The sequence below is a fragment of the Desulforamulus ruminis DSM 2154 genome, assembly GCF_000215085.1.
GTDB lineage: Bacteria > Bacillota > Desulfotomaculia > Desulfotomaculales > Desulfotomaculaceae > Desulfotomaculum > Desulfotomaculum ruminis.
In genome coordinates this window covers 2,915,954-2,929,761 of record NC_015589.1, presented here as the reverse complement: position 1 = coordinate 2,929,761, position 13,808 = coordinate 2,915,954, and the positions used below count along the sequence as shown (strand labels likewise).

Sequence of the window (13,808 nt, the reverse complement as noted above, 5' to 3'; positions counted from 1 at the left end):
ATAATAAAACATTATTGTTTTAGAACCAATTGAAATAAAAAGGGTTACCATAAATACGAATATAGTCATCCTTTCAAGAATCTTGGTTTCTATTCTCAGCCCCATTCTGAAATCCTCCTAGAAATAGTTTTTTCTTGTAAATAAAGATTGTAATCAAGGCGAAAGCCAGTAAATGTGAATATCCAGAGAGCGTTCTTACTATTGGTTTCATTGCCCAAAGTTCCCTTATTGTTGTGCCAAGCAATATCTGTACTATAGAATAGATTGAATTATCTAATGCTATCAAGGTACTTAAACTAAGGAGAGAAGCGATTAGACCTTGTATAGCAGGAAATTTACAAATAAGTATAAATAACATAAAAATTACAAATAAACCTATTACAGAGTGAACACCAAATGGGAAGGGCAAAAGCCTTGCAAAATAACTAGCGGGCACAGAAATCAGGGTGGCTAAGATAATTGGACGCGTTTTTATTGGGTACCCCAAAATGACGTATCCGAAAGTAAATATCAGCAAACTTTCCGGTATGGAATAAAAAATGAGGACCATTAACGGCACTTTATCCATAAACACGTTCACCACCCCAATTTTAAATAATAATTTTTCAACTATTTCTACATATTTCCTTTATTACCTTCTTAAGATGCCTCTTTTTTACCCTAAAATGCCCATAAAAATCTAAGGTTTTATAATATAATTTAGGTATTTGCTGAATTACTTCAGCGCGATTAACCCATAGAAATTCAATTACGCACAGACAGTTTTTAGTGACAAATCACTTCTTTTAAAGCGCGGCGGCATCCGGCTTACGGATGGATGATGGAGGGAAGAACATTGAGGCAGGTTCATCAATACCAGGACTTAATGGTTTTAAGTCAAAAGGAAGTCAGCATTGTGGCCGGCAGCAGGGCCTGGTTTGAGGACGGCAGTACTGCCGATTTAAAGTTAAAAAGCGTAAAAAACTGCGGACCGGGGGAAATCAAATTCCGGCCTGTTTTTTATAAAGAATTAGGCGGTGAAATGAAAAACAGGGAATATAAGATCGAGGACTGCCGGGAGATGATTTTTTCCGGCAATCACCTTTTCTTTGAAATACAACTCCATTCCCAACCCTATGCCCTGCTGGAGGTTATGGGTACGGAAGGGTTTCATGGGGCTATCCGGGTGACGGTGGAAGGACAAGGCTGCCTCAGCATCCATCTGCCTTTAACCTGTGAGAGCAGCAGTGGGCATTGGGGTAGCCCGGGCCATGAACCCATTGAGGGAAGATTGTTGATTAAGGTTCCTCGGCCGGTATCCCTTACCCTGGATAGCACAGGCCGGGGCCGGGGGATTATTGGCGTGCCGCTGGATCGCCTGCAGGCCGTTATCCGGGGGAGCATGCGGCTGGACTGTCAGGAGGCGGGGGCTGCGGAGATTCACATGCAGGGCAGCGGCAGGGTTTATGTCGAACAGGTCCGGCAGACTTTAAAGGTGAATGTTGCCGGAACCGGCGACGTGGCGGTGACGACCGGCAGCTTTAAGGAAATGCAGGCCGAGGTTTCCGGGTCCGGCAGCCTGGTGGCCGGCGTTACCGTAGAACGGGCGGAACTGCTGTTAAAGGGAACCGGCGATATTGTGGTGGGACATATATTGGAACATTCCCTGGAGGCGCACCAGGGACCCGGGAAGATTATTGTTTTAAAACGAGGACGAGCTTAAATAAAAAGGAAGTATGGCAAAACTAATTTTTAATAGCGGTTATAGAATAGGAAGATAACACAACAACCGGTCAATTAGAATAGAACACGGATTTTTCGGATTGCACGGATTAATGATTTATATTTTAAAATCCGCGTAAATCCGTATAATCCGTGTTCTATTCTTTTTTATTTCTTGTAAATAAGGGGCTGTTCATTTGCAACGGCTGCTTTTTTGCCGCTTTCTTTTCCCCGTTTGCCCCAGGGTTTAAATACGGATATAAATACCACCAGGATGAGGACCAGTGTCTGAAGCAAGCCAAAGTAAAGATTCATTTGTTTGTAGTGGAGGTAAGTGGCGTCCTGCAGCACGAAAAAACGTTTTACCTCGGACAGGGCTTCCATGCCGTTAACCCAGGGACCCAGCACGAAGGTGCCGAACAGGATCTGAAGAATGGTCACCACCCACTTTACATTGATCCAGTTAAACTTAAAAAATCCCCAGTGGGTCAGCCAACAGAGCAGCAATCCCGTAAACAGGCTTCCTAGGGCGCCGGGAATGATAACAAAGTCATCAATGAGTTTAATGGCTGCGTTGGTAGCGTAAATTTCATCTCCGGTAGCCGGGTGGGAAAGGAAATTCAGCAGCACCAGGGAAGTGGCTCCGCCGACCCAGATACAGGTGAAGAAGAGGTGCAGGCCCTTGAGGGTGTTTTTCCCTTTTAAACTTAACTTTTTCATGGTCTGTAGCCTCCCTTTATTGAATAGAACTTGTCATGACAGCTAATTAAGCAAAAAAATTTGTTATTCTAAATTACTGTAGATCTTATTTAATAAAAACTTCAGTTCCTGTTCTTTTTCCTTATCAATTCCTTTTAAAGCTCTTTTTAAAATCTGAGTGGCCAGGGGGGGCAATATGTGTTCCAGGCTGCGTCCTTTATCCGTTAAAAAAATCAAGGAGGATCTTTTATCCAAAGGATTTTCTTTCTTAATAATCAGTTCCTTTTTTTCAAGTTTCTCCAGAATACGGATGGTGTTGGGGAAATCCTTATAATTCAACTCGGATAATTCCTTGGGTGAGAGACCTTCCTGATCCCAGAGCCGGTTTAAAATGCCCCACTGCTCGGGAGTAACGTCATATTGCTTAAAATGCTGCAGCAGTTCATTTTTTAACTTGCTGTTGGTCTTGTTGAGGATAAAGCCTAAGGAATTACTAATATCCATCCATACACTCCCTGAGTTGGTTTATATGTCACGACAAGTATATAGAAAATTTGACTGACTGTCAAGATAAGGAAGATTAAGCGTTTTTGCAGTGGGTTAAAAAGGAGTTTTGCCCTGCTCCATAGAATTTTCTTACCATAGAAAGATTTGTTAATTATGGAAAGGTTGTTGGTGATGAAGCGGTTGCTAAGAATTCTTGGGATTGCGGGACTGATCCTGGGATTAGGTTTGCTTTCTTGCCCTTATGGCTTTGCCGGAGAGACCATTTTTAGTCCCGGGTACCGGGTAAAGACCGAGCTGGATGAGAATCAAATTGGCTATAACGCCGTCACCGCCACCCTGGTCCTGCCTCAGGGGCAGGATGTCAGCGGGATTCAGGAGGCCGGGGCGGCCTACAACTATCTGGGAATTGAAACAGCCAACGGCAATAGTTTGGAGATCGGGGTGCATAAAGACCTTTACGATCTGCCCGCAAACCGCTGGTCTGTATTTGCCGGGACCAATTATCACGGGGCCTTTGAGGAATATGGCTCCAATGAAAAATGGCATAACTTCAGAATCATGCCCTGGTATCAAAGGGGCCCCGACATGCTTTTCCCCGACGGCAGTACCGTGACCATGACCCTGCGGGTGGAAAAGGACGACGAGGTCGTATTTGAAATTCCCGGCTTTGAAATCATCCGCATGAAGATGCCGGGTGCCAATGTAGAAGGCAGGCAGCAGGTTTTTCGCCGGGTGACCAGCTTGATGACCTATGAAGCCGGAGGGTTTACCAAAAACAACCGCTGGGAGGCAGTGTCCCTGCAAAAACCCGGCGAATCCTTTGTCCGGTGGGTACCGGCCCCGGAGCAGGTTCACAAATCCAATAATATGGATGAAAATGATCCCGGGAATTCCTCCATCGTGGTAAAAACCTCCCTGGATTATTATCCGGAGATTGTGGATATCAGCGGCTTGACGCCCAAGGCGCCGGTTCCCCAGGGCGGCCCGGTCACTTTTAAACTGGGACAAAGGAGCTATGCCGTAGGGGAGAGGGTCATTGAAATGGACGCAGCCCCTTACAGTGAACAGGGCAGAACCTTTATACCCGTAAGATACCTGGCCGAATCTCTGGGCATCAGCGACATCCAGTGGGATGAAGAGACCCAGCGGGTGACGCTGAACAAAGGGGAGCAAACCGCAGTGCTGACAGTGGGCAGCAACCAGTTGGAGACTCGCGGCACACCGGTTACCATGGATGTCGGCCCGCAGATCCGGGATGGCAGGGTCTATCTGCCCGCCCGTTATGTGGCGGAGGCCTTTGGCCGCTATGCGGGATGGGAGCCGGAAAGCCAGGCGGTCATCATACAATAGTATAGAGGGGGAAGAGAAACCTTTGTTTCCGCAGAGGTTTCTTTTTAGTTATAGGGTAAGGTCAACATTTTAACGATGCGCTAAGGCCAATAGTACCCGTTTTTTACCTTGCCCCGGGCCGTGTATACCTTCTTGTAGTTTCAAGACTTTCGTGGCCTGCCAGATAGGCAATACGTTCCAGCCTGAATCCTTGATCTGCAAGGCTCTTACAAAATGTGTGCCTTAGAGTATGGGGTGAAACATCCTTAAGTCCTGCATCCTTAGCATATTTAGTAACCATATGCCTTATCGTCCTATCCGACATCCTTGTATTTCGTTCACTTATAAATAGGGCTTCATTGTTACTAGAATCTTCTCTGTATTTAAACCAATTTTTAAGGCTTTCAACCGTGTCGCTATTCAAAGGTATTATTCTAAATTTACTGCCCTTGCCGCCACGAACAGTAACATTCTCCCTGCGTTTTTCAATGCAGACATCAATAGTGTTAAGATCGGATACTTCCTGAACTCTTAAACCGGCTCCGGCCATAAGCCTGCATATTGCCAAGTTTCGGCTTTTTCTTTTTATGTTTTTTTCTTGCTCTATAGCCTGAAAAAATTTGGAGGCTTCCTTTTTAGTTAGCCATTTAGGAGCGGCATACTGTTTCATCGTTCTTTTCATTTTCACTTTTATAGTGGGGTTATAAATAACCAGGCCGGTCTCAGCGGCATATTTATAAAAAGTCTTAAGCGATGCCAGTATTTTATTTATATATGCAGGCTCATATTTCTCAACCTTGTCCAAAAAAGAAATAAACTCATGAATAGATAAAGTTGTTATCTTGTTTGGCTCAAATCTGTCACCCTCGGTATTTTCAAACCAATTTATCAGTTTTTGAAGCATTGCAGGGTATTCATTTATAGTCTTATCACTTTTGCCCTCATTTTTAAGCCATATTACATAAGCGTTTCTCATAACTTATCCTCGCCGATACCTAATGCTTTAATAAAAAGGTCTAAGGAATTTTCAACTTCCTCGGCAATCAAAGTGATAATGTCTGTGTAATCATTATCAATACTTGCTTTTTCTAAAGCTTTATAATACTCGTGCCTTTTTGCAGTTTTTATTACTGCAACTGGATAGCCGTCTTGCATCAAAAGCAAGTTCATAAGTAATCTTCCTGTACGTCCATTACCGTCAATAAAAGGATGAATGTATACAAAATCATGATGAAATCTAGCAACCTTTTCGATAGAATGAAGATCTTTGACCTCTCCCGAATATAACCAGTCGATAAGTTCTCTCATACGCGGCGGTACCAAGCTGTTCATCGGGGGTACGTGTTTACTGCCGGTAATAAATACATTAACTTCACGGTATTTTCCGGCATCTCGGTCACGAATATTCTTTAATATCAGGTAATGGAGTTGCTTAATAACATGCTCTGTTAAGGACTCTTTATTTGCTATCAGTTCCTCAACATAGAGAACTGCTTCCTTATGGTTAATTACCTCAAAGTGTTCACGTAAGGATTTACCCCCAATTGTAATTCCTTCTAGTACAACCTTGGTTTCCAACAAGGTTAAGGTATTGCCCTCAATGGCGTTGCTGTTATAAGTCCAGTCTATCAGCAAATATTCTCTTAGATTTTCAACTACTTCGGGAGGGAGCGGTCTGCTATCATCTAATAATTTTTTCTTTTTATCAATTCTTTCAAATAGTTCTATATTTTTAAATTCCATTTCAGATTCCTCCGGCCAATCCATATAGATACCATCTTCGCATACTGGGCAAATAAATTCATCATGCCAAATTTCTTCTTGTGGTTTATCCGGGTTCCAAAAAGTATCTAGCAATACCAGTTCGGCACCACATTTCCGGCAATTTGGCTTTATATAAAACGGTTTATTGCCCGGACGTGGACTTGCAGCACTATCCGGGGATAACTTTTTATTATCAATCATAATTAGCACCTTCTATTAAGGTATGGCTCATTCCACATTGCCGACAGTTTATAACATTATACGTATTCTCGGCAATTAATATATGGTTAATTTTACCGTATTCTCGGTAATAAAACAATAATTAAAAGAAATATTATTTCCGGGAATAAACAATACCGTTCCAACAAGGGGAGGAGGCAAAGGTTGTTTTTTTAGGCTTAAATAGGTATTATAAATGGCAGTGGACAAAATACTGTTAGAAACGCCTGTAAGGAGGAACCTCGGATGACCACCGAAGAAAAGATCAAAATTATTGAACCCATCGGGGGCAATATCGGCATGATTAAACCCAGAAAGGCCAAGGAGACCGTTGGGATCATTTTAGAACATCCGGACTTTGCCAAGGCCTATCAATGCATCCAGCCCAACAACCGCATTGCTCCCGCCCACACAGGGAAGTTTGACTACCGCTGGGAGTACCATCAAAAGGAAGACGCTTATTTGCTCCATCTGACTTTCTGTGACGGCGTTAGCTTTGCCATCCGTTTTTTAAGGAATCGGGCCGGGCAGATTTTGGAGCAATTGCAGGAAATGAATAAAAAATCACCGATGTTCGGGGTGATTTTACGGTTCAAGGAACAATGCAGCCCGGATATTTATGATGATTCCATTGCTTTGATCGGCCTTGAATTTGATAGAGACCCAGCGGCGGAATGGCCCCGGGAAAGAACAACGGCATAACCCGTTAGGGACTTGCAATCCATCAGGGCAGAAAATGCGGTAAGCCATTTTCTGCCCTGATTTTGCTCAACGGAATGAAAGGGACATATTTAATAGATTAATAGTTGATTTATTTAAAAATTTACGACATAATATTTTTAAAAGTACGTTTGGATGTGATTTTGTGAAAATGATAAGTATTACCGACATGAGAAAAAATGCAAAAAATGTGCTTGAGGAAGTAGTCAGTACCAAAAAACCAGTGGTAATATTGCAAAGATCAAAACCGGTAGCCTATCTAGTCGATGCGGAAAGTTATGAAAAAATGCAATATATTAATGAAGCTGATCAATTTAAAGAAGCCAGAATGAAAAGCTTAGAAAAGTTACTTCAGTTAAAGGAGAGGACAGCTTCGAGAACAGGCAAACAGGAGAATTCGACAACTATAATAAGGGAAATCCGTGAAGGTATTGGTCGCTATGAGTAAATACATTTGCCTGGATAGTTCGGTATTCGTGAAGCTTTTTATTGAAGAAGATGATAGTAATAAGGCAAAAGTGTTATTTCAAAAGATTATTGAAGATAATCAAATGATTGTTTTACCGGCCTTTGCCTGGGCTGAAATAGGTAGCATTATCAGGAAAAAGATTAGGCGGGGCGAACTAGGTCCTCGGGAAGCGGATGAAATTTGGTCTGCCTTTCGCCAATTTCCTGGCATAATCTATCTTGAGGAAGAAGCGGTTGCAGATAGAGCCTGGAAAATTAGTCGTTACTTTAACTTGCCAACGTTATATGATGCAGCATTTTTGGCAGTTTCGGAGGAGATAAAGTGGCGAACAGGGGAGACTTGTGAACTGTGGACGACAGATGAAAGGCTGGTCCAAAATCTGAAGGGTAAAAAGGAATATGTTAATTCACTAAAAGATATCGGATAAGAGGGAATGTCTTTAAAATTGGCATAGAAGAATACGGTTTTGGAAGTTTTACCATTTGGGTAAAGATATTATAGCAACCCAGAAAAACTGTAATCAAGGAACTCAAAAAGTTTGTGAGGATATGGGGAATATAATGGACCTAGCTGTTATTTAAATTAATTTGCGAATTAATTGTACAATGTTGATAAAATATATACAATAATCTTATTGAAAGATCTGTATTAATACTGTTTTAGATAAAACTATATTGGTATACCATAGTATTCTATGTTATACTTAACTTGAAAATATTGTTAATTTAACAAATGTTTTATTTTATATATTGGTTTCACCAATGCTTGTAAAAAGAACGGGACACAGTTTAGTGGAAGTGGGTTTTTATGAGTCGGAAAAAAAGATTGAAAATGAAAAAGGTCGGCATAGAACATTTAGAGCAATATAATCAATTGCTGCGGTATGTTTTTCAGGTGACCGATAACGATTTACATAAGATTGGCTGGGAAGAAAGAGACATCATTCTTGCCAAATCTCCGGTGCTGGAACAGGCGGATGTTTTGGGGTGGTTTGACGGAGAAAAACTGGTGTCCCAGGTGGCGGTTTATCCTTTTCAGGTGAGAATATTCAATAAGACCTATGATATGGGCGGGCTCACCGGCGTAGGAACTTTTCCGGAATACTCCAATCAGGGCTTGATGCACAAGCTGCTGCAACAGGCACTGACGAACATGCGGGAGAAAAAACAGTCAATTTCTTATCTTTATCCTTATTCGATCCCGTACTACCGTCGCAAAGGATGGGAAATCATTTCAGATAAGATCACTTTTGAAGTGAACGACTTTCAACTGCCCAAAATCAAAACGGTGCCCGGAGAGGTTGAGCGTGTTGATATTGAAAATCATAATTTAAAGCTGGCTTATGAACGTTTTGCCCATCAGACCCATGGCGCCATGCTGCGTAACGATTTAGCATGGGATGAATATTGGCGGTGGGATCTTGACGATCTGACCGCTGCTATTTACTACAACGAAGGCGGACAGCCCGACGGGTATGTGCTTTACTGGATTTCAAACGAAGTGTTTCATATTAAAGATATGATATTTATCAACGAGGAAGCCCGCAGCGGGCTGTGGAATTTTATCAGCGCCCATTTTTCCATGATTACAAAGGTGGTAGGCAATATTCATACGGATGAGCCGCTGGCTTTTCTGTTGGAAGACGCGGATATTAAAGAAACCATTTCTCCTTATTACATGGCCCGTATTGTGGATGTGGAGCAATTTATTAGCCAATACCCCTTTAAGCCTGACAACAGGGAGCGCAGATGGACTTTTACGCTTGACGATCCGCTGCTGCCGTGGAATCAGGGTACCTTTGCCATATGCATACATCCCGATGGCAAAGGCAAGATAGCGCGTGTGGAGGGAAGCAGCAAATCGCAGATAGATATCCAAACCATGACAACCATGCTGCTGGGTTATAAAAGGCCGGATTATCTGCTTAAAATCGGTCGCCTTTCCTGCAGCGCGGAAACAGTTGACATGCTGGAAGATGCCATTGAACAGCAAACGCCTTATTTCTCGGATTACTTTTAAGTCCTATTGGTAAGCAGGAACCCCCTGCCAGGTTCTTTGAACGGCAAGGGGTTTTTTCTTATTTTAGACTGATATTCAGCTTGGTCTTGGAAATGATGTGGTAAACACCGTCCTGGGCCTCGTACTGTTTAACGACGCCGTTTTTAAAGGCTTGATGTTCCTGGACGTCCTGGGTTTGCTGCTCCATGATGTTGATCATTTCATTCACTTTTTGCTTATACTCCATAAATTGCGGGTTGTCTTTCAGGGAGCTTTCCAGATCCTTTCCCAGCAGAACGGTGGTTGAAAGCAGGCGGGTCACTTCATCGTCCCCGATATAAACAAAGGTGCTGGGGTCTGTCAGTTCCCGGCCCCGGACCTTTACTTGAATGGTTCCTTTCTGTTCCAATTGTTCCAGCGCATCCACCAGGATGGAGGGGAGCAGGAGACCCATTTCATCGGCAATTTGCTCAACGCTTTTCTCACAATAGCCGTCCATAGATTTATCTCGAATGTAATTAGCCACTCTGGTAAGCAGTCCCTTGGAAATTTTACGCGGTCTGCTGCCGCAGCCACAGGATGATTTTTCTCCACTCATGCCATTACCTCCCTAATCAAAAACATCTGTTTATAATTAAACCAGACAAAGCCCCTACTGTAAATAGTACCGGGGTGTGGTGGAAAATCAAGTAATGCAAATTTAATCTTTAAATCATTAGATTTTCATTGCATTTTTACTTTAGGTTGGTATGCTCTATTACAGGAGGTGTTATACGTGACGATATTGTCATCAGAGCAATTTATCCATGTATTTGGCCGCCACCCTGTTTCAGTTTATATGGAAGATCCTAGATTTTTTATTCGGGAAGACGTGATGTTTACCCCGGAATTTATGGATCATGTAATGGTTTTGGCCGAGGCCTTTTGTAAAACTTTCCGGGAAGACTGCTAAAAAAGTTAAGAAGAATGCAATGAAAGCGTAATAAATAAATTGCCACAGTGTATTATAATACAGATTATAGATTCGATTTTTTTTTGAAATGGAGGAAGAAGAAACATGAAACATGAACTGCCGGCTTTACCCTATGATTACAATGCTCTGGAACCCCATTACGATGAGCAAACCGTAAGACTGCATCATGACGCTCACCACAAGGCATATGTGGATGGCTTAAATAATGCCGAGGCCAAACTGGCCGAAGCCAGGGAGAAGGGAGATTTTGCCCTGGTTAAACACTGGGAGAGGGAACTGGCTTTCCACGGTTCCGGACATATCCTGCATACCCTGTTCTGGGACAATATGAAGCCCGCGGGCGGTGGTCCCGCCACAGGATTGGTGGCGGAAAAAATTGACCAATATTTTGGCAGCTTTGAAACCTTTAAAAAGCAATTCTCTGCGGCTGCGGTGGCAGTTGAAGGTTCCGGCTGGACCCTGCTCTGCTACAATCCGGTCTTTAAAAAGCTGGAAATTCTTACGGCGGAAAAGCACCAGAATCTGACCCAATGGGGTGTTACGCCTCTGTTGGCCCTGGATCTCTGGGAGCATGCCTATTACTTAAAATATCAGAACAAGCGGCCGGCCTTTGTGGAAGCCTGGTGGAATTTGATTAACTGGGATGATGTAAACCAGCGCCTGGCAGCCTGTCTGGGTAAATAAGCCTATGTAAAAAATGCCTCAACCAAGATCTTGGTTGAGGCATTTTTAATCAACACCCAGTTGCTGTTTTAATGCGGTTTGGAGGGTTTGAGAAAAATTAACGCCGGCCTTTTCTGCTTTAGCATTTAGCCAACTTGGAATGGTTAGCGTTTTCTTAACTGCGCGATTATCGTTTTCCAGCCTATATTTATCAGTATCCGCAACAATGAAATTAACAAATTGGGATTTAGCGGTATCTAATTTTTCAGACGGTGAGGGAATTGATTCCTGGCTATCTTCTGCATCACATAGCCACATTGCGGCAGCATCCTCGGCCATTTCTATAGCATCGACTAGGTTCTTACCGCAAGTAATACATCCGGGTAAATCTGGGATGCGGACGTCATATTCACCGGAAGGTAGAGGAGTGAATATAGCAAGGTAAACATATTTTATATTATTTACCCCCTTTCAATGTCAAGAATATATTATTATTTATTATAATTCCCGAAGAGCGGGACTTATTCAAGTCCTGCTGCTTCTAGGATTCCTTTGGCGGTGTATTCATTGATTTCTTTGTGTCTTGGGAGTGGGATTTTTATTCCGGGTTTATTTGGGTGCTTAGCCATGTCGTTTTTTGCCTACTGTTATTTCCCACCCAGCGGTTTTTAGTTTTTTGTCAAGGTCTCGTCGCTTCATCCACCCCACCTCTTGATTATTATAACACGTGTTAATACGTGTATCAATGGTAATTAATTGTTTATCCATTACAGTCCCAGGGTGAAAGTAAAAGTCGTGTATTCATTTTCCACACTGGTAACCTGTATATCACCGCCCAACCGATCTATAATGGTTTTGGCGATGGATAACCCTAAACCGTAACCGCCGTTTTCATGGGTTCTGGAGAGGTCTGCTCTATAAAATCGGTCAAAAACTCTGGGCAAATCTTGTTTCGCGATGCCTTTCCCACTATTTTTTATAGAATAGATAACCTGACGTTTTGATTTTGTTAGTGATAGATCAATCTGCCCATTTTCATTTGCATATTTTACAGCGTTATCGAATAAAATCGCCACAACCTGTTTAACTTTTTCCAAGTCGCCTTTAACAATGATATCAGGCTCTATGGAATGGGAGAGTTTAATCCCTTTTTCAATCACTACGGCTTCCATGGACGACATCACATCATAAATGGCGCTGCTCATATTAAATGGCATTTTCCGTATTTCTAAATTGACATCCTCTATCTTGGCCAAAGATAAAAGGTTGTTGAGGAGTTCTGTCATTCTGTCCGTTCCGACTTTTATATAGGAAAGCCATTTTATTTGACTTTCAATGGTTTCTTCCTGATTGGCCAAAAGTGCGTCGTAATTGGCATTGATAATGGAAAGGGGTGTTTTTAATTCGTGAGAAGCATCGGCCACAAATTGTTTTTGTTTTTCCCATGCTTCGGCGATTGGTTTAATGGCCCGGTTGGCAAAGAAACGGCTAATGATAAAAATAACCAAAAGCATGATGAATCCTACAAAAATTAAGGTTGTAAGCAGTTCAAACAGAGTTTTATTGTATTCCGTCACGTCTAAAAAAACAATCTTATATTTGTCTTCCGCTACGATAAAGGATTGTCCGTTTCCACTAATAACATGTTTGCCCATTTGGCTTAAAGCATATCGCCACTGTCTGCCTTCTAAGGTGATGGCGCTATTGTTTTTTTGATTGTTCCAGGCAGTTTCAGCCGCTTTATAATAAGCCTCGGCCGGCATATCAACAAAAGAGTTGATTTTTAAAATCTGGCCCTGGGAATCTACCTCAATATTAAATGAAAAAGGACCGTCCAAAGAAAGATTTTGGATAATGGATCTGGTTCCTATTTCCGCACCGGGCAAGGTCTTTCCTTGTATTGTGATTTGCGTTTCGGATCGTGAATTCAATTTGCTTTCAATTTCCGAATGGATGTTGCTATAAGTAATAAAATAAATAATGGCAAAGGCAGCAACCATCACCAGCGAAGTAATGGACATATTCAAAATAAGAAATTTGTTACGCAGCCTTGTAAACATTTTACTCCTCATCTTTTGCAGTTTTTAACACGTACCCTGCTCCCCGTATGGTACGAATGCAAACGTCAGATTCCAGTTGAGTTAACTTTTTTCGTAAAAGGGATACATGGATTTCTACACGGTTATCTTCGGCATCGGTATTATAACCCCATAGTTTTTCAATGATGATTTCTTTGGAAATAATCATGCTATTTCTTTTGATTAGTAATTCCAATAGTTGAGATTCTTTTAAGGTTAGCGTAATCTTTTTGTTTTTACAACCAAGTAGAAGGGTATGCGGATTTAACTGGATATTTCCATATTTAAGGATGCCGTCATTGATCAGTTCGGTTTTTCTACGCCCCAAGGCACGTAGACGGGCTAAAAGCTCGTCCGTGTGGAAAGGCTTGGCTAAATAATCATCAGCTCCGCTGTCAAGACCGCGCACCTTGTCTTCTGTTTCACCTCTTGCCGTTAACAAAATAACCGGTGTTTCAATGCCGTTGCGACGTAATTCTTTAAGTATACTTAGGCCATCCATTTTGGGAAGCATGATATCAAGAATAATGATATCGTAAATGCCGGAAAGTCCACAGTCCAGTCCAGCTTCGCCATCGAATTCCAAATCAACGCTATAATGATTTTTTTTAAGAACTTGAGCAATGGCTTCAGCCATATACTTTTCATCTTCCACCATCAAAACCCGCATTTTCAACCTCCCTGCCTG

17 protein-coding genes are annotated in these 13,808 nt (G+C 42.2%); 8 read left to right on the top strand and 9 right to left on the bottom strand.

Annotation, left to right across the window (positions count from 1 at the left end):
• Window positions 1–73: 73 nt before the first annotated feature.
• Window positions 74–568, bottom strand: a complete 495-nt coding sequence (locus DESRU_RS14515) for a hypothetical protein (RefSeq protein ID WP_041275442.1) — start codon at window positions 566–568, stop codon at window positions 74–76.
• Between the two features lie 267 nt (window positions 569–835).
• Between DESRU_RS14515 and DESRU_RS14510 the strand changes: the two genes are divergently transcribed.
• Window positions 836–1,702, top strand: a complete 867-nt coding sequence (locus DESRU_RS14510; protein ID WP_013842832.1) for a GIN domain-containing protein — start codon at window positions 836–838, stop codon at window positions 1,700–1,702.
• A 167-nt stretch (window positions 1,703–1,869) separates the two neighbouring features.
• Here the strand turns inward: DESRU_RS14510 and DESRU_RS14505 are convergent, their stop codons facing one another.
• Together DESRU_RS14505 and DESRU_RS14500 are read right to left on the bottom strand one after the other, a co-directional pair.
• Entirely contained in the window at window positions 1,870–2,421 is a 552-nt protein-coding gene (locus tag DESRU_RS14505) for a DUF2269 family protein (protein WP_013842831.1), read from the bottom strand.
• A 63-nt stretch (window positions 2,422–2,484) separates the two neighbouring features.
• On the bottom strand, window positions 2,485–2,904 hold the full coding sequence (locus DESRU_RS14500) for a MarR family winged helix-turn-helix transcriptional regulator (protein ID WP_013842830.1): 420 nt from the start codon (window positions 2,902–2,904) through the stop codon (window positions 2,485–2,487).
• 156 nt (window positions 2,905–3,060) lie between these two features.
• On the opposite strand from DESRU_RS14500, the gene DESRU_RS14495 reads away from it, so the two are divergent.
• The gene (locus DESRU_RS14495) at window positions 3,061–4,257 is read left to right on the top strand and encodes a copper amine oxidase N-terminal domain-containing protein (protein WP_143758794.1); all 1,197 of its coding nucleotides are present in this window, start codon (window positions 3,061–3,063) and stop codon (window positions 4,255–4,257) included.
• 103 nt (window positions 4,258–4,360) lie between these two features.
• On the opposite strand, the gene DESRU_RS14490 is transcribed toward DESRU_RS14495, so the two are convergent.
• Entirely contained in the window at window positions 4,361–5,212 is an 852-nt protein-coding gene (locus DESRU_RS14490) for a tyrosine-type recombinase/integrase (protein ID WP_013842828.1), read from the bottom strand.
• A complete protein-coding gene (locus DESRU_RS14485; RefSeq protein ID WP_013842827.1) occupies window positions 5,209–6,201 on the bottom strand; it encodes a Fic family protein in 993 nt (330 codons plus the stop codon). Before DESRU_RS14485 ends, DESRU_RS14490 begins: the two co-directional genes overlap by 4 nt.
• Before the next feature lie 264 nt (window positions 6,202–6,465).
• On the opposite strand from DESRU_RS14485, the gene DESRU_RS14480 reads away from it, so the two are divergent.
• The 4 genes from DESRU_RS14480 to DESRU_RS14465 all read left to right on the top strand — a co-directional run bounded on the left by DESRU_RS14480 (window position 6,466) and on the right by DESRU_RS14465 (window position 9,427).
• Complete coding sequence (locus DESRU_RS14480) at window positions 6,466–6,921, top strand: hypothetical protein (protein ID WP_013842826.1); 456 nt, start codon at window positions 6,466–6,468, stop codon at window positions 6,919–6,921.
• A gap of 169 nt (window positions 6,922–7,090) precedes the next feature.
• On the top strand, window positions 7,091–7,387 hold the full coding sequence (locus tag DESRU_RS14475) for a type II toxin-antitoxin system Phd/YefM family antitoxin (RefSeq protein WP_013842825.1): 297 nt from the start codon (window positions 7,091–7,093) through the stop codon (window positions 7,385–7,387).
• On the top strand, window positions 7,380–7,835 hold the full coding sequence (locus tag DESRU_RS14470; protein ID WP_013842824.1) for a type II toxin-antitoxin system VapC family toxin: 456 nt from the start codon (window positions 7,380–7,382) through the stop codon (window positions 7,833–7,835). Before DESRU_RS14475 ends, DESRU_RS14470 begins: the two co-directional genes overlap by 8 nt.
• A 380-nt stretch (window positions 7,836–8,215) precedes the next feature.
• On the top strand, window positions 8,216–9,427 hold the full coding sequence (locus DESRU_RS14465; protein ID WP_013842823.1) for a GNAT family N-acetyltransferase: 1,212 nt from the start codon (window positions 8,216–8,218) through the stop codon (window positions 9,425–9,427).
• 58 nt (window positions 9,428–9,485) lie between these two features.
• Here the strand turns inward: DESRU_RS14465 and DESRU_RS14460 are convergent, their stop codons facing one another.
• On the bottom strand, window positions 9,486–10,004 hold the full coding sequence (locus DESRU_RS14460) for a hypothetical protein (RefSeq protein WP_013842822.1): 519 nt from the start codon (window positions 10,002–10,004) through the stop codon (window positions 9,486–9,488).
• Window positions 10,005–10,181: 177 nt separating this feature from the next.
• Between DESRU_RS14460 and DESRU_RS20965 the strand changes: the two genes are divergently transcribed.
• Both DESRU_RS20965 and DESRU_RS14455 read left to right on the top strand, forming a co-directional pair.
• The gene (locus tag DESRU_RS20965; protein WP_013842821.1) at window positions 10,182–10,358 is read left to right on the top strand and encodes a hypothetical protein; all 177 of its coding nucleotides are present in this window, start codon (window positions 10,182–10,184) and stop codon (window positions 10,356–10,358) included.
• A gap of 105 nt (window positions 10,359–10,463) precedes the next feature.
• Window positions 10,464–11,063, top strand: a complete 600-nt coding sequence (locus DESRU_RS14455) for a superoxide dismutase (protein ID WP_013842820.1) — start codon at window positions 10,464–10,466, stop codon at window positions 11,061–11,063.
• Window positions 11,064–11,108: 45 nt separating this feature from the next.
• Here DESRU_RS14455 and DESRU_RS14450 read toward each other — a convergent pair whose 3' ends face one another.
• The 3 genes from DESRU_RS14450 to DESRU_RS14440 form a co-directional block, all read right to left on the bottom strand.
• Window positions 11,109–11,477 carry a type II toxin-antitoxin system HicB family antitoxin gene (locus DESRU_RS14450; protein WP_337998894.1) on the bottom strand — a complete coding sequence of 123 codons (369 nt, stop codon included), beginning with the start codon at window positions 11,475–11,477 and terminating at the stop codon, window positions 11,109–11,111.
• Between the two features lie 332 nt (window positions 11,478–11,809).
• Window positions 11,810–13,102, bottom strand: coding sequence for a sensor histidine kinase (locus DESRU_RS14445; RefSeq protein WP_013842817.1), 1,293 nt, complete (start codon window positions 13,100–13,102; stop codon window positions 11,810–11,812).
• A gap of 1 nt (window position 13,103) precedes the next feature.
• A complete protein-coding gene (locus DESRU_RS14440; RefSeq protein ID WP_013842816.1) occupies window positions 13,104–13,790 on the bottom strand; it encodes a response regulator transcription factor in 687 nt (228 codons plus the stop codon).
• Window positions 13,791–13,808: the final 18 nt, after the last annotated feature.

Coding starts and splice junctions, on each gene's coding strand:
- DESRU_RS14515 (WP_041275442.1), bottom strand. CDS start 568: ATGGATAAAGTGCCGTTAATGGTCCTCATTTTTTATTCCATACCGGAA.
- DESRU_RS14495 (WP_143758794.1), top strand. CDS start 3,061: ATGGAAAGGTTGTTGGTGATGAAGCGGTTGCTAAGAATTCTTGGGATT.
- DESRU_RS14475 (WP_013842825.1), top strand. CDS start 7,091: ATGATAAGTATTACCGACATGAGAAAAAATGCAAAAAATGTGCTTGAG.
- DESRU_RS14445 (WP_013842817.1), bottom strand. CDS start 13,102: ATGTTTACAAGGCTGCGTAACAAATTTCTTATTTTGAATATGTCCATT.
- DESRU_RS14465 (WP_013842823.1), top strand. CDS start 8,216: ATGAGTCGGAAAAAAAGATTGAAAATGAAAAAGGTCGGCATAGAACAT.
- DESRU_RS14455 (WP_013842820.1), top strand. CDS start 10,464: ATGAAACATGAACTGCCGGCTTTACCCTATGATTACAATGCTCTGGAA.
- DESRU_RS14460 (WP_013842822.1), bottom strand. CDS start 10,004: ATGAGTGGAGAAAAATCATCCTGTGGCTGCGGCAGCAGACCGCGTAAA.
- DESRU_RS14470 (WP_013842824.1), top strand. CDS start 7,380: ATGAGTAAATACATTTGCCTGGATAGTTCGGTATTCGTGAAGCTTTTT.
- DESRU_RS14490 (WP_013842828.1), bottom strand. CDS start 5,212: ATGAGAAACGCTTATGTAATATGGCTTAAAAATGAGGGCAAAAGTGAT.
- DESRU_RS14485 (WP_013842827.1), bottom strand. CDS start 6,201: ATGATTGATAATAAAAAGTTATCCCCGGATAGTGCTGCAAGTCCACGT.
- DESRU_RS14480 (WP_013842826.1), top strand. CDS start 6,466: ATGACCACCGAAGAAAAGATCAAAATTATTGAACCCATCGGGGGCAAT.
- DESRU_RS14500 (WP_013842830.1), bottom strand. CDS start 2,904: ATGGATATTAGTAATTCCTTAGGCTTTATCCTCAACAAGACCAACAGC.
- DESRU_RS14440 (WP_013842816.1), bottom strand. CDS start 13,790: ATGCGGGTTTTGATGGTGGAAGATGAAAAGTATATGGCTGAAGCCATT.
- DESRU_RS14505 (WP_013842831.1), bottom strand. CDS start 2,421: ATGAAAAAGTTAAGTTTAAAAGGGAAAAACACCCTCAAGGGCCTGCAC.